19 protein-coding genes and 1 pseudogene are annotated in these 22,406 nt (G+C 61.8%); 13 read left to right on the top strand and 7 right to left on the bottom strand.

Going from position 1 to position 22,406, the window contains the following annotated elements; genetic code table 11:
- Nucleotides 1-78 precede the first annotated feature (78 nt).
- The 3 genes from AC3A4H_RS14115 to AC3A4H_RS14105 form a co-directional block, all read right to left on the bottom strand.
- Entirely contained in the window at nt 79-846 is a 768-nt protein-coding gene (locus AC3A4H_RS14115) for a calcium-binding protein (protein ID WP_348780159.1), read from the bottom strand.
- 360 nt (nt 847-1,206) lie between these two features.
- Nucleotides 1,207-2,505, bottom strand: coding sequence for an HlyD family type I secretion periplasmic adaptor subunit (locus tag AC3A4H_RS14110; RefSeq protein ID WP_487767229.1), 1,299 nt, complete (start codon nt 2,503-2,505; stop codon nt 1,207-1,209).
- A 110-nt stretch (nt 2,506-2,615) separates the two neighbouring features.
- Entirely contained in the window at nt 2,616-4,385 is a 1,770-nt protein-coding gene (locus AC3A4H_RS14105) for a type I secretion system permease/ATPase (RefSeq protein WP_487767228.1), read from the bottom strand.
- A 193-nt stretch (nt 4,386-4,578) separates the two neighbouring features.
- Between AC3A4H_RS14105 and AC3A4H_RS14100 the strand changes: the two genes are divergently transcribed.
- From AC3A4H_RS14100 to rfbD, 12 genes are all read left to right on the top strand, one after another.
- Nucleotides 4,579-5,148, top strand: coding sequence for a MarR family transcriptional regulator (locus tag AC3A4H_RS14100; protein ID WP_487767227.1), 570 nt, complete (start codon nt 4,579-4,581; stop codon nt 5,146-5,148).
- A 42-nt stretch (nt 5,149-5,190) separates the two neighbouring features.
- Complete coding sequence (locus tag AC3A4H_RS14095) at nt 5,191-6,411, top strand: glycosyltransferase family 4 protein (protein WP_487767226.1); 1,221 nt, start codon at nt 5,191-5,193, stop codon at nt 6,409-6,411.
- A gap of 211 nt (nt 6,412-6,622) precedes the next feature.
- Nucleotides 6,623-8,095, top strand: coding sequence for a DUF6212 domain-containing protein (locus tag AC3A4H_RS14090; RefSeq protein WP_487767225.1), 1,473 nt, complete (start codon nt 6,623-6,625; stop codon nt 8,093-8,095).
- Entirely contained in the window at nt 8,082-10,754 is a 2,673-nt protein-coding gene (locus AC3A4H_RS14085) for a glycosyltransferase (RefSeq protein WP_487767224.1), read from the top strand. The genes AC3A4H_RS14090 and AC3A4H_RS14085 overlap by 14 nt, the downstream gene beginning before the upstream one ends.
- Nucleotides 10,755-10,795: 41 nt before the next feature.
- Nucleotides 10,796-11,974, top strand: coding sequence for a polysaccharide pyruvyl transferase family protein (locus AC3A4H_RS14080; RefSeq protein WP_487767223.1), 1,179 nt, complete (start codon nt 10,796-10,798; stop codon nt 11,972-11,974).
- 46 nt (nt 11,975-12,020) lie between these two features.
- Nucleotides 12,021-13,193 carry a polysaccharide pyruvyl transferase family protein gene (locus tag AC3A4H_RS14075; RefSeq protein ID WP_487767222.1) on the top strand — a complete coding sequence of 391 codons (1,173 nt, stop codon included), beginning with the start codon at nt 12,021-12,023 and terminating at the stop codon, nt 13,191-13,193.
- Nucleotides 13,180-14,316: a glycoside hydrolase gene (locus tag AC3A4H_RS14070; protein WP_487767221.1), complete on the top strand. Its 1,137-nt coding sequence runs from the start codon at nt 13,180-13,182 to the stop codon at nt 14,314-14,316. Before AC3A4H_RS14075 ends, AC3A4H_RS14070 begins: the two co-directional genes overlap by 14 nt.
- 105 nt (nt 14,317-14,421) lie before the next feature.
- Nucleotides 14,422-15,447, top strand: a complete 1,026-nt coding sequence (locus AC3A4H_RS14065; RefSeq protein ID WP_487767220.1) for a hypothetical protein — start codon at nt 14,422-14,424, stop codon at nt 15,445-15,447.
- A 42-nt stretch (nt 15,448-15,489) separates the two neighbouring features.
- The gene (rfbA, locus tag AC3A4H_RS14060) at nt 15,490-16,371 is read left to right on the top strand and encodes a glucose-1-phosphate thymidylyltransferase RfbA (RefSeq protein WP_487767219.1); all 882 of its coding nucleotides are present in this window, start codon (nt 15,490-15,492) and stop codon (nt 16,369-16,371) included.
- A complete protein-coding gene (rfbC, locus tag AC3A4H_RS14055; RefSeq protein ID WP_487767218.1) occupies nt 16,364-16,927 on the top strand; it encodes a dTDP-4-dehydrorhamnose 3,5-epimerase in 564 nt (187 codons plus the stop codon). Before rfbA ends, rfbC begins: the two co-directional genes overlap by 8 nt.
- On the top strand, nt 16,924-18,003 hold the full coding sequence (rfbB, locus tag AC3A4H_RS14050) for a dTDP-glucose 4,6-dehydratase (protein ID WP_487767217.1): 1,080 nt from the start codon (nt 16,924-16,926) through the stop codon (nt 18,001-18,003). Before rfbC ends, rfbB begins: the two co-directional genes overlap by 4 nt.
- Entirely contained in the window at nt 18,000-18,902 is a 903-nt protein-coding gene (gene rfbD / locus AC3A4H_RS14045; RefSeq protein WP_487767216.1) for a dTDP-4-dehydrorhamnose reductase, read from the top strand. Before rfbB ends, rfbD begins: the two co-directional genes overlap by 4 nt.
- On the opposite strand, the pseudogene AC3A4H_RS14040 reads toward rfbD, so the two are convergent.
- A pseudogene (locus AC3A4H_RS14040) lies at nt 18,902-19,108 on the bottom strand (transposase); the annotation flags it as partial. The gene rfbD and the pseudogene AC3A4H_RS14040 sit on opposite strands and share 1 nt — an antisense overlap.
- A 185-nt stretch (nt 19,109-19,293) precedes the next feature.
- Here AC3A4H_RS14040 and AC3A4H_RS14035 point away from each other — a divergent pair.
- Complete coding sequence (locus AC3A4H_RS14035) at nt 19,294-19,425, top strand: hypothetical protein (protein ID WP_487767215.1); 132 nt, start codon at nt 19,294-19,296, stop codon at nt 19,423-19,425.
- An 822-nt stretch (nt 19,426-20,247) separates the two neighbouring features.
- Here AC3A4H_RS14035 and AC3A4H_RS14030 read toward each other — a convergent pair.
- The 3 genes from AC3A4H_RS14030 to AC3A4H_RS14020 all read right to left on the bottom strand — a co-directional run bounded on the left by AC3A4H_RS14030 (nt 20,248) and on the right by AC3A4H_RS14020 (nt 22,402).
- On the bottom strand, nt 20,248-21,024 hold the full coding sequence (locus AC3A4H_RS14030) for a metallophosphoesterase (protein ID WP_487767214.1): 777 nt from the start codon (nt 21,022-21,024) through the stop codon (nt 20,248-20,250).
- Nucleotides 21,021-21,560 (bottom strand): M41 family metallopeptidase, encoded by a 540-nt coding sequence (locus tag AC3A4H_RS14025; RefSeq protein ID WP_487767213.1) that lies wholly within the window; start codon nt 21,558-21,560, stop codon nt 21,021-21,023. Before AC3A4H_RS14025 ends, AC3A4H_RS14030 begins: the two co-directional genes overlap by 4 nt.
- Nucleotides 21,561-21,991: 431 nt before the next feature.
- Nucleotides 21,992-22,402, bottom strand: coding sequence for a P-loop NTPase family protein (locus tag AC3A4H_RS14020; RefSeq protein WP_487767212.1), 411 nt, complete (start codon nt 22,400-22,402; stop codon nt 21,992-21,994).
- Between the last annotated feature and the right edge of the window lie 4 nt (nt 22,403-22,406).

The raw sequence follows: 22,406 nt of genomic DNA, 5'->3' as shown, positions 1-22,406 counted from the left end.
CCTTTGGATCGTCTGGAGGGGATACGGCGCGCCCCGCGGGGTGGGGGAGGGGGGAGAGCGGGGCGCGCCGTCTCAGGCTCAATGAACCGTGAAATATTGGTCCGGATGAGCCTGCATGTCTTTGGCGTCGACGTTGATCAACGTCAGGGTGTCGCCATGACCGAGATCGATCACGACATTGCCGCCGACTTTGATGATCCGCGCAGCCAGATCTTCCGGGGAGGAAATGTCGAGGCCGTTGATGTTCTTCGCTATCTGCAGCATGTCTTCGCCGGGGGTGAAATCGAGGATGACATCGTTGCCGCCGCCGCCTTCGAAGACAAACAGGTCACTGCCCTTGCCGCCGACCAGGATGTCGTCGCCCGCGCCGCCATTGAGGATGTCGTTTCCGTCGCCGCCGAACAGGAAGTCGCTACCCTTGCCGCCCATCAGGATGTCGTTTCCGGCGCCCCCGATCAGGATGTCGTCGCCGTTTTCGCCGTAAAGTATGTCGTCGCCGGCACCGCCGATCAGGATGTCCTTGCCGTTTCCGCCATAGAGGATGTCGTTTCCGGCACCACCGGTCAGGATGTCGTCGCCGTTTCCGCCAAAGAGGAGGTCGTCGCCGGGCCCACCGTTCAGGATGTCGTCGCCATTTCCACCATATAGGATGTCATTGCCGTCGCCGCCGAACAGAATGTCGTTTCCATTGTCGCCGAACAGCACGTCGTCGCCGCCGTTCCCGAAAATGATGTCGTTCCCGTTGTCTCCTTTGATGAGATCATCGCCGCCGAGGCCGCGAATGATGTCGTCAAAGCGAGTGCCAAACAGGACGTCGTCATATGCGCCGCCTTCCAATGTGGCCATTTGCTTTTCCTCTTCGCCGTTTGAATGCGTGCATCGTCGGTGGGATCCGAGGATTACGCGAGACCATTGTGCAGTGCAAAGAAGATAAGTGCAACACGTTCAAAAGCATTAAATGATGTTTTTTGATAAAAGATTGCACCATAGAAGTAAATGCATCTAATATAAAAAGAAAGCATAGAAACAATACAAAGACTATAATTGTGAATTGCACGCAAAGCACTTCAAAATTCAAACTAAATTCCGGGCGCGTTCGTTGAGCGGCCACGCGCCGCCAGCCCGCGTGCCGGGCTGCCGGCAGGCTCATAAGCAGGGGTGGATTGGCTGGTGCCCCCCGCAAACCTAACTTGCGGAGAGGCGGGGCTAGTCTTCCCTGAATGCGCGATTGAAGCTGTCGGCCATAGGAGAAACCAGGTAGTCGATCGCCCGGCGCGGCTTGTGCACGATCAGCACTTCCGCCGGCATGCCGGGATAGAGGCGCATATCCGGATTCGCGGCCAGCGAGTCCGGGTCGACCTGGGCTCGCGCGACGAAGTAGGCAACATTCGATTTTTCATCGACCGACTGGTCGGCAGCCACATAGATAACCTTGCCGGCCACGGGCAGGTGCGAGCGCTGGTTGTATGCCGTCAGCCTGATCTGCGCCTGCGAGCCGACCGCGACGCTGTCGATATCGCGCGTGCTGACATGCATCTCGATGAGGAGCGGCTCGCTTTCTGGCACGATGTCGAGCAGCGGTTCGCCGGGCGTCACGGCACTTCCCGGCGTGCGCACGCGGATGTTGGTGACGATGCCAGCCTGGGGGGAGCGGATCTCGAGGCGGCGCAATACATCCTTCGCGGCGACGATCCTCTCCTCGGCATCTGCGAGCTCGAGGCGGGCTGTGGTGATCTCGCCGGCGATTTCCGACTGAAAGTCGCGTTCGATTCCCGTCAGCGCAAGTTCGGCGCCTGCCTTGGCTTTCACAGCTTGTGCTCTTTGGCCGGCAAGCTCGCCGCGCGAGGCCGCGAGTTGGCTGAGCCTTGAGTCAATCTCTATGAGCTTGGCGCGCTGGGCAAAGCCTTTTTCCACCAAGGTTGCGATGGCAGTTCTCTGTTCATTGACGAGGCTGATCTGCCGGTCGACGGCGTCGATCTGAATCGTCAGGAACTTCGACCGCTCGGCAAATTCCTCGATCGTCGTCCGCTGGATGCCGCTGCGCCCGGTCTTGGACTCGCGGCGCTTTTCGAAGAATGCATGTTCAGCCGCCATGGCGTCATGGATCGCAGCGTCGCCGCCGCCGCGGAATTCGTCGGGAAAGCTTATCGCCTCGGTGCCGGCCTGCTCCGCCCTTAGTCGCGCCAGCTTGGCAATCAGGCCGATACGCCGGCTTTCCAGGCCTTGGAGGTCGGCGCGGGCCCGCGTGTCCTCGAGTTTTATCAGAGGCTGTCCGGCGGCGACCTGATAGCCCTCCTGCACCAATACGCGGCTCAGGACGCCGCCCTCGAAATGGCTCACCGTCTTGCGCTTCGAATCGACAACGACCGTGCCGCTGGCTACCGAGGCGCTGCTGAGGTCGGCGAAGAACGCCCAGCCGAGAAATCCGCCGAACGACACCATGATTGTCGTGAACCCCGCTACGACAAGGCGCCGGAGCGGCGAACGGCCTCTGCCCTCGGCCATCTCCAACTCCTCGGCGGTTGCAAGTCGTGGCGCCCGCGGGTGGTGGTCCGGGACATCGGGCCTGCGGGCAGGCTGAACCTCGGTCCGTGCCGACGGAATCGACTTGCGCATCATGATGCCACAACCTCGCGCGACGATTGAGCGGACGCCATCGAAGCCACCACGTCCGTGCGTTCCCCGAATTGGGTGATGCGCCCGTTTTCCAGGACCAGCAGCTTGTCCGCGACCTCCATGATTGTCGGCCTATGGGCGATCATCACGACAATGGCGCCGTCGTCTCGGGCCTTTTCGACCGCGCGGACGAGCGCACGCTCGCCTACGGCATCGAGATTGGCGTTCGGCTCGTCCAGCACGATCAGGCGGGGACGGTCGTAGAGGCAGCGGGCCAGTGCGATGCGCTGCTTCTGTCCGCCCGAAAGCGTCAGGCGGCCGTCGCCGACCGGCGTGTCGTAGCCCAGGGGGAGGCGGCCGATCATGTCGTGGACATCCGCCAGCCGTGCGGCCTCGAGCACCCTGTGCGGATCGCCGTCTTCCATCCGCGAGATGTTGTCCCGGATCGTCCCTTCAAGCAGCGAAACCGATTGCGGAAGATAGCCGGCCACGCGGCCGAAGGAGCCGCGTTCCCAGAGATAGACATTGTTGCCGTCCAGGAAGATGCCGCCCGACGTGGGCTTGAGGACGCCGACGAGCAGCCGCGCCAATGTCGATTTGCCCGCCGCGGAGGGGCCGACCAGGCCCAGCACTTCGCCGGGGGAAAGGGAAAAGGATATGCCCTTGATGATCGGCACGTCCATGCCCGGTGCCGCGTAGACCAGCTTGTCGACGACGAGGTCGCCGTGCGCATGCGCCGTCGGCATGGCCTGGCGCACCGCCAGATCCTCGTTCAGGGTCGCCTCGAGCCGGCGCCAGCCGGCGATCGCCAGAACCCATTGCCGCCAGTTCTCGATGATGGAATCGAAGGGCACGAGCAGCCGGCCGACAAGGATGTTTGCCGCCATTATGGTGCCGGGGGTGACTTCCTGTTCCAGCACGAGCAGGACGCCGGCTGCGAGCGTAACCGCCTGGATGATGTAGCGGAGCACGCGGGTGATTGATGACATCGCCCTGCTCCTGCTGCCGCTGCTTTCAAGCGCTTCCAGCGAATGCATCTGTGCGCCGCGCCACCGGTGCGCCAGCGCCGGCAGCATGCCCATCGCCTCGATCGCCTCCGCGTGGCGTAGTGACGCAGCGATTTTCGACACTGATTCGATGTTGGCCTGGCTTGCCTCTTTCATGAGCTGGCGCGTGAGCAGGTCTGTAACGACACCGCAGCACAGAAGCAGTGCCACCGAAATCGCGCCGACTACGCCGAACAAGGGGTGCAGCAAAAACAGGGCGCCCAGGAAGATCGGCGACCAGGCGGCATCGAGAGGGGCGCTGACGGCTGGTGAGGTGAGGAAACTGCGCAGTTCCATCAGGTCCCGCAGGGATTGCGTTGCCCGGGAAACCCCCTGGTTGACGGAGGCCTGAACCGCGGCCGTCAGAAGCGGCAGGTTCAGCCCCCGCGTCACGGCGCTGCCCATGGCCTGGAACGAAAGGGCACGGATGAAATCGAGTACGCCGTAGACCACCAGGGCGCCGACCGCCAGGATCGTTAGCATGACGAGGGAATCTATGCTCTGGCTGTTCAGCACCCGGTCGTATACCTGCAGCATGAACAGGGGCATCGTCAGCTGCAGCAGGTTGATACAGGCACTCAGCAAGGCTGCATAAAGGAGCGTCACGGCAAACACACGCCTTGCCTGCAAAACGAGCAACCTCGGATTGAGCGCCCCATTTTGGGCGGCAGCCGACCCATTTTGGCCCTTGCCAACTGGGTTTTTTCGAACAGTATCAAGCATGGGCGATTTGGCCTGGGGCAACCGTGTTTAGTGATTTGAGGGTGTTATCCGCGTAGCATGCAGAACATATTGCAGTATCGCTGTCGTCAGTGTGACACAACAATGATGGCATTCTCAAGAGCGGGAATTATGGGTGGGGCGTTATTGAATTTTACTTCAAATTTTGAAGTAAATTACTGAAATGGAGAGAGGGATGACACAAGGACTTCTCCACCCGTCCATGGGTTTGGAAGATGCAGTACTACTACGGAACGGGGGCGATAGGCTGCATGTCGCCCCTGACGATCCGCGCCGGGACGAGAACAGCGATGGCCCGCAGGTGTCATGTTTCGACCTGGCTCGTCTGCTCGAGCGGTCCAGCCGGCGCTTCTCAGGCCTGATAGGCGCGGAGCTTACGCGGCGGGGCGTCGACGACATCGGGCCGGCCCAGGTTATGGTTCTGTTGGCCATTGGCGATACCGAGGTCTCGGTCGGCGAACTGCTCGATCGCGGCAACTATGTGGGCTCGAACATCTCGTACTACCTGAAGCAACTGACCGATGGCGACTACATCGAGCGCGTCACCTCCCAGCGCGACAGGCGCTCGGCCCGAATCAGGCTGACCGAGAGGGGCAGGCAGCTCTGTGCCGACCTGCGGGACGCGGCGAAGGCATTTGAGCGCAGCTTTTGCGTGGAGCAGGACCTGCGGGATCTCGCAACCGCTTTCCACGCGCTGCACCGGCTCGAGCTGATGTGGGCCAATGCCGCACGCTACGGCGTCTGACGTGCGCCTCAAGGGCGGCTCCTTGTCGCGGGCTTGCCAGGCATGCATGTAGCATTCGTGCACCGGCGCGGTTACGGCCAGTTCGCCGCCCTGGCCGCCCATCTGGCGCAGGCGGGGAACGAGGTGAGCCTTGTAACCGAGGCCGTGGACCAGCGGATCCCCTCGGTTCGTGTCGTGCGGCATCGGACGGAGGCGGGTCCGCGGGTGCATCCGCTGATGGCCCGCCATCTGGGCATACCCGACCACCATGTCCGGATCGGGCACCGAGTCGCCGAGACGTTCGACGCGATGGCGGGCCAGGGCCAGAGCCCGGACATCGTCATCGGCCATATCGGCTGGGGCAGCATGATGTTCGTGAAGGACGTGCTGCCGCGTGTGCCTGCGCTCGGCTATTGCGAATTCTTCTACCAGGCCGAGGGGGCAGATGTCGGATTTGCCCCCGACGATCAGCCTGATCTGGAGACACGCAAGCGGCTAAGGCTTCGCAATATGGCGCAGCTCATTTCGCTGGAGGCGCTGGAGGGCGGCATCAGCCCGACCCAGTGGCAAAGGAGCCTTTATCCGGCCGATGCGCGAGCGCGCATTGCCGTGTGCCACGAGGGGATAGACACGCGACGCTTCCGCCCGGATACGGCGGCTTCCTTGAAGCTTCCAGACGGACGCGTGCTCAAGGCCGGCGATCCTCCCATCGTCACCTTTGTCGCACGCGACCTGGAGCCCTACCGCGGCTTCCCGCAGGCGCTGGAGGCTGCATCCAAGGTCATCCGGAAACATCCCGACGCCTTGTTCGTCTTTGTTGGCGGGGACGGCGTGAGCTATGGAACGCCACCACCTGGCGGGGGGACGTGGAAGGAGCACCTTCTCGCTTCACTGGATCTCCCAAGAGACAGGGTGCTTTTCCCCGGCGCGGTCCCACACCCGGTCTTGCGTCAGCTTTTCCAGATTTCCGCGGCTCACGTCTATTTGACCTACCCTTTCGTCCTTTCCTGGTCGGTCCTGGAGGCGATGGCCTGCGGCGCTCTCGTCATCGCCTCCGACACTGCTCCCGTCCGGGAAGTCATCTGCTCGGGCCGCAACGGCATCCTGGTGCCGTTCTTCGACGCGGATGCTCTTGCCGAGTCCATCCTGGAAGCCTTGAAGAGCCCGGACAGCTTCGCCGAAATGCGGATCGCCGCACGTCGGACGATCGAGCAGCGCTTCGGGCTGGACGAGTGCATCGCAAGCCAGACTGCCCTGATCGGAAGAATGATGGGCGCGGCTTGAATTCCCGCCGGCCAAGCGCAGATTGCGCGAATATTACTTCAAGTTTTTAAGTATACTTGGCGGAATTTATTTCCGCGCTTTTGTTGTTGTCTCGCGATATATTTATTGATACGTGTCCATTGGAGTGATTTCCAAGGCATTATCGCGATCGATTGCCAACTAATAGTTTCAAACGTGTAATGCTGTTTCAAGGATTTGCGTGAAAATGTTGATGTCTTCTGGCGGGAAGCAGTCGACGACAAGTATAAAGCTGATTGCCGCTTCAGATCTCGATCGGGCCAATATTGAAAAGGCCGGAATTGAACATCTGGTAGTATTTGTTGGCGACGGCGCACGTTCGCAACCGGTCCTGAAGAACAGCTTTCCTCTCATTGGCGTCGCCTTTTCGGAGGAAGCTGAAGCTGATTTGAGGGATTCTCTCGTCTCGCTCCGGCGACTTGCCACGGTGCCGGAAGTCCCCGTCCAGCGGCTCGATGCGCGAAACGGCGCCGAGATGTGCGCGCTCATTCGTACGCTGGCCGAGGGCGGCCTGGGGCGGCTGTCCCGGTTCGCCACCTCGATGACCTCGGAACTGGCCATGCTTCGCCGGGAGCGCGAAGTGCTGTTCGAAAACTACCGCGCGCTCGAAGACGCGTTTCAGACGCACAACTGGGAGCCGGTGGCGGAAGTGTTCGGGCACGATCCCCATGTCGACCCAAAGGACGAGGGTATCGGCCAGTTGCTGTCGAGCGCCTATGTCGAGCAGCTTCTGCCGGTCTCCAGCCGGGGCGTGGCCGGCGTCGCCCTCCATCTCAATTCGGTGCCGAAGGACGGCGCCGTGCTCGTCGTCACGCTGAGCTATGTCGAGAGTCGCGAGGGCGTCGCCGAGTGGAGCGTCCCCGCTTCAAAGCTCGTCTCGAACTGGAATTTCTTCTCGCTGCCGCGGGCTTGCGGATCTGGGGCGAAGACATTGCGGCTGCGGGTGTCGACCACGGGTCCCGAGACGGTGGGGCTGTCGCTCGGCTTCCCGATTGCCAGCGAGCGCTACACGGCGCGGTCGGAAGTCTCGCATCCCGACCTGGATCTCAGGCCGCTGGCATTCCGCGTGTTTACGGGACTGCCCGGCGTCAAGCCAACCCGAATGCCCAACATGATCGCGCCCACCGAGTTGCTCGACGGCCAGTTCATCGAAGACTACCGCCTGGCGCCGGACCTGCTGAGCCGAATCGTCGATGTTTCGGTCTCGCCGGTCGTGCCCGAGTTCCAGACCGTCCGCTTCCTCGAGCACGAGCACGCGGTGGTGTGTCATCCGCTGCAGAGCGGAATTTCCGCCGGCGCCGTCAGCCGCGCAGTCGAGCCCGGAACCATTTCGTTCTCGGCGAGCGCCGTGATCGACCATCCGGAAGGAGCTCCGGCGGCTGTCAGTTTCCTGCTCGCCCCGGCCAATTCCAACGCACGGTCCGAGGTGGCGGAGTTGGTGCGCTCGGGCTCGGCAAAACCGTCGGCCTTCTTCAGCGGCTGGCGCGAGGTCGGCCCCGATCGGGCCATCAGCATCAATATCCAGATGGACGAGCCGGTGCGCGCGCCCATGGATCTCATGATCCTGAGCCGTGCCGTCACCGATTCCGTCGATTTTTCCTGGCTCAAGGTGTCGGGCTTCCGGCTGGTCAAGCAGTCGGGGGAGGCGGCCAATGTCCGCCAGTAAAGACGATCTGATCGCGGTGGCGATGCCGCTATACGGCCATGCGGCGCTTGCCCTGGAAGCGCTGGAATCCGTCCTTGCTTCGACGGCTTCCAACTGCAGGATCGCCATTGTCGTGTCCGTCGACGGCGACCCGCGGCACGAGGCTTTCGACCTGCTGCTGCTCTATGCCGCCAGGCATCCTGACCTGCATGTGGTGTTCGGCCCGAATGCCGGACCGGGCGGGGCGCGCAATCGCGCGATCGACTACGTGCTCGAAAACCTGCCGGAGGCCAAGGCAGTCTATCTGCTCGATGCCGACAACAGGGTCCTGCCGGGCACCATCGAAACCCTGTACCAGCAGCTTCTCTCGAGCGGCTGCGGCTGGGTCTACACCAATATCGACACCTTCTCGGTGAACTGGCGCGCGCACTACGGCAACCGCTATTCGCGGCTTGTCCACTGCATCACCGACAACATCTGCGACACCGGCTCGATGATCTCCATCGACGTCTTCCGGGCTGGCGTGCGCTTCAACGACGACCGGCAGAACGGGTTCGAGGACTGGGAGTTCTGGCTTTCCTGCATCGAGCACGGCTTCGTCGGCGTCCCATCGCACGACACGACCTTCGAATATCGGCTGCGGGCGGAAAGCCGCTTCAAGGAAGCCAATCGCGAACGCGCCACTTCGGTCAGCTTCCTCAGGAAGCGCCACAAGGCGTTGTTCCAGCGTCCGATGCTTGTCGAGTTCGAGCACGAGGAGTGCCCGCGCTATCTCTTCGCGCGGACCGAAGATGCCGCCATCTCGTTCTTCACCGACCCCACCAAGCCGCCGAAGATGCTTCGGCTCGATGACATCATCCCGGATTTCTGGGCCAGCATCGGCGAGCCGGACAATGTCCACTTCCCGCCTTTCCTGATGGCGGGCAGCGGCGCGACGCTCGACCTCCTGCGGCGGTCGCGCATGCTGCCCAACGTGCTTTGCCACCTGGAGCGCCTGAGCGAGAAGGCGAATATCGTTTTCGTCCAGCTCGGCAACGACGCGACGCAGCGCAAGATCGAACCGGTGTTGCTGGAGTCGGGGGCATCGCAAGCCGCGTCGGCAGACCTCATCTTCATTCCGACGTCGCTTGTTCGCGAGGTGATCCAGAACAATGCCCTGGACTGGTTCGCCTCGATCGGCAACGAGCAGATCTGGCCCACTTCGGCCATACTGAAGGTGCGGTTCCCATTCCCGAGGACTCTGCCGCGGCGGTCGCTGATCACGCCCCAGCAGGTGATGATAAATTGCATCAACGCCATTGCCACGAGCCCGCTGCGCCGGACTGCGGGCGGGCGCTGGACGTGGCGACCGGCGCGTCTTGTGCCCTTCGCGGATCTGTACAAGTCGCTGCGGACGGAGATCGGCGGCTCGCCCGTCCTGCCGCTTGCCCACAGCGACGGCAAGCGCACGGCGGCCCTGCTCGTGCCCAATGCTTCGTTCGGCGGCGCCGAGAAGGTGATCTATGCGGCCGCGCGCGAGCTGAAGAGGGCCGGGTTCGAGACCCACCTCTTCGTGCTCGGCACGCAGCGTATGGACGTCATCGACGAGTTCGACGCGAGCTTCGATCACATCCATTTCTGGAGCGAGGGTATTCCGGCCTGGGGAGGCTCGGGCCAGTTTCTCGGCCAGGACTTCATCGCCGAGCACCACGAGGCCGACTGGGGCGCGCTGAAGGGGCAGCTCTCGGGCTTCGACCTTATCATCAACAACCACGTGATGTCGGTCCATCCGCTGATTGCACGGCTGCGCTCGGAGGGCGCACGCACGGCCTGCTATCTCCACGTCGTCGACAACACCTCGTTCAAACGGCCGGCCGGCCAACCTTTCGCGGCAATTGCCCATGAGCATTGCTACGACGCGTTCCTGACGTGCTCGGAGCAGCTCAAGATCTACCTGCGCAGTTTCGGTGTCCCCCTCGAAAAGGTCTTCGCCGTGCCCAATGGCGCGAGTTTTACGGTGCCCCCCAAGGCGCTTGCCGAAGTGCTGTCCGCACGGAGGATGGAGCGGAAGGACGACCGGCTGCGGCTCCTCTATATGGGACGGTTCGACCAGCAGAAGGGCATCGACCGCCTGGCCGCGACAATCGCCGAGCTGCACGCCGGGCACGTCCCCGTCGACATACGGGCGATCGGAGGCGAGATCCTTGCCGATTCCGCCGTTTCCTGGACGGAGCAGCTGAAGGACCTCGGCGTCGACGTGCACCCCCCGGTCTTTGCCAGCAAGGAACTGATCAAGGCGTTGGGCTGGGCGGACGTGCTGGTCATGCCCTCGCGCTGGGAAGGCGCTCCATTGATGATCGCAGAAGCGCAGCAACTCGGCTGCGTTCCCATCGCCACCGGCGTCGGCGCCGTGGGCGAACTCATCACCCATGGCGAAGACGGCATCCTCATCGATGCTGAGGTCGATTCCCAGGTGGTGCGGCAGATGGCCGGTGTCATCGAAGAGGTCGCCCGCGATCGCCGCAAGCTCGCTCCGCTCATGGAAGGCTGCCTCGACTCGGCGGCGCGCCGCTCGTGGACGAGCTCGTTTTCGGAATTCCTCGGCTGGTGCGACGGCGCGGTGAGCAATTCATCGCTGTCGCGTGCCGCGGTTATGCGCCGGCGCGAGGCGTCCGACGCAGAGGTCGCGGCGGCCGGCTGAAGGGCTTCCACCAGTTCTAGCAAGCAGAAAGGTCTAGTTGTATGCGTCCAAGGATCCTCGTGACGGGCATTCCTGGCCACTACGCGCGTCTTGCGAACGGCGCCAACGGATTGGCCGTCTCCTATTCGGAACGGCAGAAGCAACCCGAGACGAAGGACGAGTTCCTCCAGGAACTGCGAAACATCAGCAATACCGGCAATTATCTGATCGGCGAGGGGGCCTTGCGTGCGCTTGCGCCGCACGCACAGCAGATCCCCTTCTGGCATCTCTACAATTGCAGCCGCAACGGGGATGGGTTCGAGCAGTTCAATTCCAACTTCGACATCTGCGTCTTCACCTGCGCAAACCTGTTGCGCAAGGGGCTCTCCGCCGATGCGGAAGCCGATGTGCTGGGCAAGCTCAAGATGCCGATCGTCATGCTTGGCATCGGTCAGCAGAACCGCAAGGATCTCGAAAATGCGCTGCCGGAGGGCACGAAGCGGCTCTTGGGCATCCTCAAGGAGCGCGAGCACTATTTCCTGACGCGCGGTTTCGAGACCAGCGGCTTCCTCAAGGACCAGGGCTTTTCGTCCGTGCAGCCGACCGGCTGCCCGTCGGTGTATTTCATGCCGGACAACATGCGCCGGGCGCTGAAGAAGCTGCCCACTGTACAGGTCGGCAAGGCGCGGACCATCTTCTCCGGCTATCTCGGCGGCAACCAGGATGCGATTCTCGACGCCAATGCCCTGAACCCACAGGATTCAGTGCCCCAATATGTCGTCCAGGACGAGTTCCTGCACTTCGACATGCGGGTGGAGCCGAATGCCGAAGGGCGCGTCTATGACTCAGCCTCCGGAACGATGATCGGCGACGTCGCCTATCCGGGCACCGAGCGGCTCAAGAACCCGTTCGAAGTGCGCACCTTCTTCGACACGAACCAGTGGCGCGCCTGGGCCTCGTCGATGGACTTCAATTTCGGGCGGCGTTTCCACGGCTCGATCATTGCCATGCAGGCGGGAGTGCCGAGCCTCATGGTCGCGGTGGACGACCGCATGCGCGAGATGCTGGGCTTCACCGGCTTGCCGGCTGTCGACGCGACCGACCTCGACAAGGCCGAGAACCGGGCCGAGTTCGTCGCCGATCATCTGGCCGGCCTCAACGCGTCCGAACTGGTCGACCGCTACTCCGATCGCGAGCGGAACTTCCGCACGGCACTACGCGAGATCGGCATCGGGCAGTAGCCGCTCGCCAGCCCCCAAGGTCTCAGGCACAATTTCAAGGAACATCATGCGCATCCTGCTTACGGGCATCCCATCCTATCTGCAGCGAACCGTGGCGAGCGTATCCGGTACGGAGGTTCGCCACAGGCCCTATTTCGACGACATCCGCACCAAGGCCGAACTGATCGAGCAGGTCAGGAAGATAGCCAATACCGGCAACTACCTGATCGGGGAGGGCGCGGCCTACAGCCTGAAGTCGCATGACGTCACTTACGTGCCGTTCTGGCACCTCGCCCGCAGCTGCGGTTCGGAGGACGTCTACGAGCGCCTGAACCAGGAGTTCGACGTCTGCGTCTTCGCCTCGGCCAACCTGCTGCGGCCCGGCTACTCCGCCGACCTGGAAGCGGAAGTGTTCGAGAAGCTGAAGATGCCGGTCGTGGTCATGGGCATAGGTATCCAGCGCAAGGAAGGCCTCAGGGAGAACCTGCCTGCCGGCACCCTCAAGTTCCTCGATGTCCTGAGGCGCAAGGAGAGCTTCTTCCTGACCCGCGGCTATTTCACTGCCGAGTTCCTGAGGGAACAGGGCATGAAGTTCGTGAAGCCGACCGGCTGTCCGTCGCTCTATTTCAACCCGGCGGGGATGCAGCGCTCCCTCGCCGCCCTCGCCAACCCCGAGCTGGCGCACGCGCAGAAGATCGCCTTCGGCGGCTATCTCGGCAGCGTTGCCGATACGATTGTTGACGCCCATGCGCTTCTGAAGCCGACGAGCGTCGCAAGCTATGTCGTGCAAGACGAGGTGATCGCCTACAACCTGTCCTTGACCGCCGACGATCATGCGCCTGTCTATGACAAGGCCAGCGGCCGCATCACCGGGGCGACCTCCTACAAGCATTCCGAAAAGTGGCAGAGGGACCATGAGCTGGTGGTCTTCTTCGACACGAACCAGTGGCGAAGCTGGATCGCCTCCCGCGAACTCTGCTTCGGCCGCCGGTTCCACGGCTGCATCATCGGCATGCAGGCCGGCGTGCCGGCACTCATGATCGCCGTCGATGACCGCATGCGGGAAATGCTGGAATTCGTCGGCTTCCCTTACATGGAAGCGGCGACGTGGAACCGCGAGGCCGACAAGAAGGCCTATCTCGCCAACTTCCTTTCCAAGATCGATACGCAAGCCGTCACCGACCGGTACTCGGCCTGCGAAGCCAACTTCCGCAGCGCACTCAACCATGTCGGCCTCTAGTTCCAGCGGCAGGATGACAAGGCCAGGCAGGCTTCTGCCTGGCCTTCTGCTGGCGCTTTTGGGTCTCGCCCAGGCGCCGCTCGCTCATGCCGCTGAGGTCACGGCCGCCCGCATCGGGATCAACCGCCTGAACCTCGCCTGGCTGCCGCGAAGCGACCAGGACAGGGTGCTCGGGGAGATGGCGGCGAACGGCATCACGCACGCCCGTCTTTCGCTGTCGCGGCCGGTCGACAAGAGCATCGAGGGCCTCGAGATCGCAAGCCGGCTGGGCATCCGGATCCTGCTCGAGGTCCAGCTTACGAACAAGAGCTACTTTCCCGGGACGGCTCGTCCCCGTACCGGCTTCGGCCGTATCTGGGATGTCCACCGGCTCTCGGAACTCGATCTCGACCGGTACCGCATGGGATTGCGCGATGCGCTGCGCCGGATCGATGCCCTGGGCATTCGGCTGGAGGCGATCGAGCCCGGAAACGAGATCAACTTCAGCGCCTACAACGGCGACCTCCTTGTCTATCGCCAGCCTGGCGAACGGACCCCGCGCAGCATCGCCGAGCTGGCGGACAGGGCGGCCTTCGAGCAAGGCCTCGACAAGTATGTGGAGGCCCTGAAGATCACCCGCGAGGAGGTGCGGCGCACCGTTCACAGCAGCGACGCCGCCATCGTGTCGGCCGGCCTGTCCGACCTGAGTGCCGACTGGGCCGACGGGCGAGGCATGGAGCGCCTCGATCCGGGCGAGGTCATTGCGCTGCTGCGCAAACGGGGCATCGACAGCCTGGTCGATGCCTATGGCATCCACGTCTATCCGGGACAGAAACGCGCTTCAGCCCTCGCCGACCGGGTGAAGGGTGTCCTCGACTTCTGCCAGGCGGACAATGCGGGCCGGCCCTGCTGGGTCACGGAATGGGGGATAGCGAACACGGCACGCGGCTGCCCCGTCGACGACCGGAAGCGGGAAGACGCAGTGCGCAGCGTGCGCGCCGTCTTCCAGCAACTGATGGATGAAGGGCGGCTGACGGCAGCCTTCTACTACGATTGGGACACCGAGCAGTCATACAGCCTATGGCGTTGCGGCCGGTTAAGTCCTGCCGGAGCGCTCGCCGTCACGCCGGCCGGAACCGAGTAGGCGGGGGCAGTGTTGCCTTGAGCGAGGCACTCTTCCCGCAGACGGAAAATATAGTGAAGTGGCAACCAGTATTGCCGAAGTATTTCCAATATTCGGGAGTTGAACTTGCTGATCTATTCCGACGAAAACCTAGAGGTGTTTCATAGGCCGGGATCGTCTACCTATGTTCTGGCAACCTTCAACGAAATGGAGATGCAGGCAAACGGCAGCCGCTTCTGGGGGCAGCGGTTTTGCGAAAAGGCGGACATCACCGCCGTCGGTTTCATCAGCCGGCGTCCAAACTGGTTCCCGGCGGCGAGCATGGCGAAGGCCAGTATCGCGGCAGCGCCGATCCTGCGGATGGCATCCGAACGCATCCTCTACGGCCACTCCCAGGGTGGCTACGCGGCACTCCGCTATCGTCGGGCCCTTGATGCCGATGTCGCAATCGCCTTCTGTCCGCAGATCTCCATCGATCCCAGGACGGTCCCCTTCGATGGCCGCTTCAAGAGCCACTTCACGCCCTCGCTTCATGAAGACATGGAGATCGCGCCCGAGCACGCGGCCGGCCGCGCCTATGTCTTCCATGATCCGTTCCATGCCGTCGATCGCGAGCACGCGGAGCGGATCGCGGTGCTGCAGCAGGGGACACGGCTCGTCCCGGTGCACATGACCGGTCACGGCACTGTCCGGGCTTTCGCCGGAACCGCGCGCGGGCTGGCGCTTATCGAGGCCTGCCGCGCAGACGACTTGCCAGGCCTCTGCACGCTCGCCCGCGCGGTTCGCGTTGGAGACCCCATGCGGGCCTACCAGGTTGCACTCACCGCGATCGCTCGCCATCCCGCCTGGGCCGACCGGCTCTACACGCGCCTTGGCAATGGCTTTTCGTCCGTGCAGCGGGCCAACTTCCTCTACCACCGGGCCAACCGACACATCCGCGATGGAGAGTTGGCGACCGCGCGCGAGATGCTTGTCGAGGCCATAGCCCTTCAAACAGGCAATGCCGGGCCTGCTCGGCGCCTGCAGGAACTCGACGCGCGCATCGCCGACACGATCCGGACGGAATTCCTTGAGCAGTACCCGGGATGCATGGGCTCGCTTAGCGTCCATGCCACATCAAAGTACCCGGTCCAAAATCACAGTCTATGCTGATGATGGGCCGAGCAAGAAGCAAAGCAGGGGAAGGAGCCCTCCGTGAAGGGTATAATTCTAGCCGGCGGTAGTGGGACAAGGCTTTACCCCGCTACACTCGCAGTATCGAAGCAGATACTGCCGATCTACGACAAGCCGATGATCTACTATCCGCTGAGCGTCTTGATGCTGGCGGGCATACGAGAGATACTTGTCATCTCAACGCCGCAGGATCTGCCGCAGTTTCAGCGTCTTTTAGGCGATGGTTCCGCGTTCGGCATTGCGCTGTCTTATGCCGAGCAGCCTACGCCGAACGGATTGGCCGAAGCCTTCATCATCGGAAGTGAATTTATCGGCGATGATCCAGTGGCGCTCATACTGGGCGACAACATCTTTTATGGCGATGGCCTTTCACAGCACTGTCGGGCAGCGGTGAGGCGAACCAGCGGGGCCTCCGTCTTCGCCTATCAGGTCGAGGATCCGCAGCGCTATGGCGTGGTCCATTTCGACCGCGAAACCCAGCGGGCGCTCTCTATCGAAGAAAAGCCGGCTCAACCACGTTCGAACTGGGCCGTCACCGGGCTCTATTTCTATGACAACTCGGTCGTCGAGATCGCTTCGTCAGTCAGGCCTTCGGCAAGAGGCGAGCGCGAGATCACGGATGTCAACAGAGCCTATCTCGACCAGGGCAAGCTGCAGGTTACGCGGCTTGGCCGAGGCTACGCCTGGCTGGACACGGGGACGCACGACAGCTTGCACGATGCGTCGTCATTCGTTCGCACGATAGAGCTTCGGCAAGGCATCAAGATCATGTGCCCCGAAGAGATCGGCTTCGAACTGGGCTGGTTGAGCGAAGCCGAAGTGCTGGCGAGAGCCGCCTCCTTAGGCAAGACCGATTATGCACGCTATCTTGAGCGCCGGGTTCGGGAGCTCGCCCATGGTTGATGTGCTGAGCCTTGGGTTGGAAGGTGTTTTTGAGATTCGCCCTCCAAAGTTCGATGATGCGCGAGGCTTCTTCTCGGAAACCTGGAATGCTGCGAAACTTGCAAAAGCCGGCATCTCGATCGATTTCGTGCAGGACAATCACTCGTTTTCGCGCACGCGAGGCGTAATGCGAGGCCTGCATTTTCAGATGCCGCCGTTTGCGCAGGACAAACTCGTGCGCGTTCTTCGCGGCTCCGTGTACGATGTCGCAGTCGATATTCGCAGGGGCTCGCCGGCATTCGGGAAATGGGTCGCGGTCACGCTTTCAAGCCGGCACTGGAACCAGATGCTGGTGCCAAAGGGCTTTGCGCACGGCTTTGTCACGCTCGAGCCCGATACCGAGGTCGTCTACAAGGTCTCGGCCCCCTATTCGGCTCCTCATGACAGGTCCATCCGCTTCGATGATCCCGATATCGCGATAGACTGGCCAGTCCCGGTGACGGACATGGTTCTCTCCGCCAAGGATGAAGCCGCGCCGTTCCTGGCTGATCTGGAAACCGGATTTGTTTACCAGTGAAGCACGCCTTGCCAACAGTCCTCGTTACGGGCGGTGCGGGTTTCATTGGCTCTGCCGTCTGCCGCCATCTGATCCGCACCGAACGCTATCGCGTCGTCAATCTCGACAAGCTGACCTATGCCGGCAGTCTCACATCGCTACGCGACATCGAGGGGCATCCGAACTATGTCTTTCACCGCGCAGATATTTGCGACACCAAGTCCGTGAGGCGGATACTGGCTGCCGAAAAGGTAGACCGGATCATGCATTTGGCGGCTGAAAGCCATGTCGACAGGTCCATCGACGGGCCCATGGCTTTCGTGAACACCAATGTCGCGGGAACGGTGAGCATGCTTTCCGCCGCGGCCGATCATTGGCGCAAGCTTGATGATGACGCCCGCATGGGCTTCCGCTTCCACCATGTTTCCACGGACGAAGTATTCGGAGACCTGCCCTTCGATTCCGGTGTCTTTACCGAGCAGACCCCTTACAAGCCGTCCTCGCCCTATTCTGCGTCGAAGGCGGCGTCGGACCATTTTGTCCGCGCATGGCACGAAACCTATGGACTGCCCGTCGTCATCTCGAACTGCTCGAACAACTACGGCCCGTTTCATTATCCGGAAAAGCTTATACCGCTCACGATCACAAACGCTCTCGATGAGCGTCCTCTGCCCGTGTACGGCCGGGGCGCCAATGTGCGCGATTGGCTGTACGTCGAGGACCACGCTCGCGCGCTTGAAGCGGTAATGAGCAAGGGGCGGGACGGCGAAAGTTACAATATCGGCGGCCGGGCGGAGCGGACCAATCTTGAGGTGGTCCGAACCATTTGCGCCCTACTCGACGCAAGGCGCCCGCGAAAGGGAGGAGGTTCATATACGGATCTTATAACTTTCGTCGCCGACCGACCGGGGCACGACCGGCGTTATGCTATCGACCCGGCCAAGAGCGAGCGCGAATTGGGGTGGCGCCCGCTTGAAACCTTTGAAACGGGACTCGCCCGCACGGTCGACTGGTTTCTGGACAATAGCTGGTGGTGGAGACCAATCCGCGAGCAGCTGTTCGACGGGACTCGTCTGGGACTGGCGAGTGCCGGATGAAAATCCTCGTCACCGGAAAGAATGGGCAGTTGGCTCGTTCACTGGCGGTCCGGGCGCAGGGCCGAGGCATCGAAATCGTGCTCGCCGGCCGGCCGGAGTTGGATCTTGAGAATCCTTTGACGTTCGCCCCGGTGCTGAAGTCTGTCGCGCCTCATATGGTCATTAATGCAGCCGCGCATACCGGAGTTGATCAGCAGGAAGATGAGCCTCAGCGAGCATTCAGGATAAACGCCGAAGCCCCCGCCGAATTGGCGCGACTGACTCGAATGGCGGCTATTCCCATCATCCAGGTTTCGACTGACTACGTGTTCGATGGCAAATCTGGTGAACCGTATGTCGAGTCGGATTGGCCCAATCCACGAACAGTCTACGGGTGCAGCAAGCTCGCGGGCGAACTGGCAGTCCGCTCGCAGAACCCGGATCATCTGGTTGTTCGAACGGCATGGGTCTTCAGCCAATATGGTCGAAATTTCGCCAAGACCATTTTGTCGGCGGCGCAAACGCGGAAGAGGCTTCAGGTGGTCGCGGACCAATTCGGGAACCCCACTGCAGCGCACGATCTAGCTGACGGTTTGCTGGCGGCAGCACGCTTCCGGCGCGACCACCAAGGCTTCCCGCAAGGTCTGTATCACCTTGCCGGGCAGGGCAGGGCGAGCTGGTATGAGTTGGCAAGGCAAATCCTTGAGATTAGCAAGGCAGTGGGTGGCCCGATCGCCGATGTCGAGCCAATAGGCAGTGATCAGTGGGTGGCCATGGCCTTGAGACCGGCGAATTCTGAGCTGAATTCAGAGCGCTTCGCCAACGATTTCGGCTACCGTGCTGGAGACTGGCGAGATCGTGTCTCTTCCGTGGTGGGAAATATCATAAAAGACTCAGTGACTGGCCAGGATAGTCGATGAAGCCGCTTCAGGCGTGCGTTCTCATCCTCCAGGCTCTTCAGCCGCTTCGCCTCGGACACGTCCATGCCGCCGAATTTGGTCTTCCATTTGTAGATCGAGGCATCGCTCACGCCGTGCTTGCGGCACAAATCCGCGACCGAGACCCCGGCCTCGTGTTCCTTCAAAATCCCGATGATCTGCTCATCCGAGAAGCGGCTGCGTTTCATGTTCTGGTCCTTTCTTTGGGCCAGAACGAACTTCAATCCGGATTAAGTTAAAGGGGCAACGTCAGCGTTCATCCGCCACCCAGAGAGCGCTTTCCAGTGATCAGGAGACGCCCACTGCGTAAGTTTCCATGCGGTTACTTAATAGGCACAATTGGATATACCGCCTCCAGTGTGTAGGGAATAGCATGCTCGACTTCTTCGCGGAGAAAGGCCTCATCGGCGTCGGGTTCGACGGCGGATCCGTCTACGATGAGCCTGAGGGGACGAATCTTCCCCGTCCTATCAAGGTAGCTGAAATGTTCTGCGATCTCGTCTGAAAGGAGGTAAACCTCCTGCACGCCATATCGTTCGGCCAACTCGGGAGAAATCCGGACGGTTCGTCGGAAAGAGGAAATGCAATCGTAGCAACCGAGCAGGCGACCAGGCACCCCTGTAATGAGCTGGTCTTTCCTCTCTGGTTCGGGAATTTCCCAAACAGAGAGGTAGGCGGACTTTGGATCGACACGTCTGAAGAGGTAGTTCTCGCCACTCTGTCCCTCTAGGAACGCCCGCAAACAGCTTTCGACGGAGTTTGCGCGCCACCTTCGACGTCGATCTTCTGACGATGTGATCATGACGGCTGCCCACCCGTGGCTCATCAACAGGATCATAATAGATGCGAGACATCACATCACTCGTCTCCATAGGCAGCCTCCTCATCCCTATGCAGGTGTACTAGTCGTTGCTGGAGCAGTGGGGCTCTCCGAGCGTAGGAATAGGAGACAACTCCAAATCGGAGATTAACAAACGCAACCAGTTCCTTCTTTAGCCAACGGTTCTCTTCAGTGTGTCGGCGATCGTCCAGACGCGACTTGTCCTTTACACCTACCGCCGTCGGCGGCGTGTAGCACTTTGCTTCCAAACCGAAGTCGACATGAATGCCGCTAGGTCGCGAGCCCACGCGCAGTTGACTAATGGCATCGCGACCACCATTGCGAGAGGGGCGGGTTACATCCAGTCCTGCAATATCAGGGGATCATCAGCGTTCAGCTTGGCCGCCGGGACAAAGCTCGCGGTTCAAGGAATCCTTTCTGGACTGCTCCCCATTTGGTGAGGCCGCCGGCTTTTCCGTCTTGTCGATCATGAGCACCCTCTTTGGGTCATTCCCCATCACCCAGCCCGAAATGGACGACCAGTTGGGTATCGAACGCACTGTTCTCGTCGCCGTATCCCCGCGGATTTGAGATGACCCTCGTTCGGTGGACCATGTAATCGCAGCTGTCATGCATATGACCGTGAAGCCAGAGCGCCGGTGCCCCGGCCTCGATAACGTCGGACAAGTCCGACGCAAAGGCGGCATTCAGCAGGTCGCCGTTGAAGGCCTCTGGAAGGGATCGCGGATGCGGCAGGTGGTGGGTCACCACCACGGTAGGTGCAGGATTGGTACTCAGCTCCGTCTCAAGAAACGCCTTTGAATCTTTGTGCAAGCGGTACCCATGGAAAGGCAGGAACCGCTCCCAAGGTTTCCGCTGCCAAGCGATCTGCCGATAGTCGTTCATCCGCCTGCGGGCATGGTCCATCGCCGATTCCGGGCTTCCCCCCATCCCGTAGTCGGTCCACAGGGTCGCACCAAGGAATCGCCCGCCACCAATGGTGACGGCGTCGTTCTCTAGGAAGTGTACGCCAGGGCAGTTCTTTGCCGCGGCGCGGCCGGCCTCCAGCCCCTCCTTGATCGACCGTTTGTAGAACTCGTGGTTGCCGGCGACGTAGACGCAGGGCATCGCGGGGGCGATGTGCTCGGCGAGCCAGCGGACACCCTTGTCGATACCCATACAGAGGTCGCCCGCGACAACGCAGACGTCAGCCTGAGGCGGCACGAGCGGCTTCTTCAGCGGCGCGTATTCGAGGTGGAGATCGGAAAGGATCCAGAGCCTCATTTGACGAGAAGCTTTCTGGCTGCTTTCAGCTGGCTCTCCAGTTCAGCTCCCTCCAGGGTGCCGCGAACAAGAAGTGCCTCGGCCAACTGCATGATCGTTTCGCGCTGCTTGGCGACCATCTTGCGGGCCGCATCGTAGGCCGCCTCCAAACGCGCGTTCACGTGCGCCGAGAGTTCCGGGTCGTTGACGAGATGCGACCGCCAATCAGGCGAGCCGCGATAGAGCAGCGGTCGCGTCTGTCCGAAGCCCATCGTGGTCTCCATGTCATAGGCGATCTTCGTCGCGACCTCCTGGTCGCTGTCGGGCGAGTCGCCACCGCCGCTTGCGGCGACGGAGTCCATGATCACCTCCTCTCCGGCGCGCCCCGCCCACGTTGCAGCCAGCACGGCGGTGAAGAACTCCTCGGTCTGTTCGTGAAGTTCGTCCGTCCGCCAAGCGATGTATCCGCCGTTTGGCGCGTCGATGGTGATCTTCGTGATGGTTCCCAGACCCAGGTATAAGCGGATCACCGCGTGGCTGGCCTCATGGATTGCCATTCGGAAGATCAGGTGCCTGGTGCGCCTCGGCTTGTGGCCGCCATCGCCAGGATCTCCGTCCCCACCGTCAGGTGGATTGCCGCCGCCAGACCCAGGGCCACCCGCGAGTTTGCTGAAGAGGACGCCACGCACGGAGTTCCGAGTCGCATGGGAGAAGTAAGGCGCAGTCGAAGGCATCAAGGTTTTCCTTTGCTAAGATGGTGGATTGGCGTCGCGGCTCTTGGTGCTGCTGGCGGAGCCTCACTGAGGGCGCCGCTCTCGTTCGCGGACCTCGACCAGCGCTGTAGTTTCCGGATTGAGCCGCCAGCCCAGGTGGACGCGACCGCGTCAAACTCAAATCCTTTCAGCGGCTCGCCCACCGCGGGTCATGGCCGCGTTCGGCGTAGAGCTGCTCAATAATGCGGACGGCCAGAACCGGCAGATGTTCTGGGCTAGGTTCGGGAAAGCGCAGGATTCGGCACCTGTCCCGCAGCATCGAGGGGACAGGTTCGATGCGCCGTCATCAGCCACGAGAGATGCGAGAGGTCACAGCTTGTCTGGACATAGGGGGCCTGACACCGGCGTGACGTCTCAGGCTCGAACAGGCCGACCAGCACATCGTGGACGTTGCCATTATGCCGTCCCGTCCCGACCTTCTCGATCTCGTCGAGGATGATGGCGGGACCGGCACATTCGTGGCGGCGCACCACCGCGATGGGCAGGCTCGGCTCACCGAACCCGGCCCGGTACAGCAAGCATCGGAGACGAGCGGACTCGACGGGAATACCGGCGGAATCCTCGAGGCCGTTGAACTCTGTCTCCACGGCAAGCAGGCTGTCCCTGCGAGAGGTCTCGTCCGTCATTTCG

It is taken from the genome of Pseudaminobacter sp. Soil_N_29 (genome assembly GCF_057656055.1).
The sequence above is the reverse complement of the archived record's forward strand: the minus strand, read 5'-3'. Positions and strand labels throughout refer to the sequence as shown.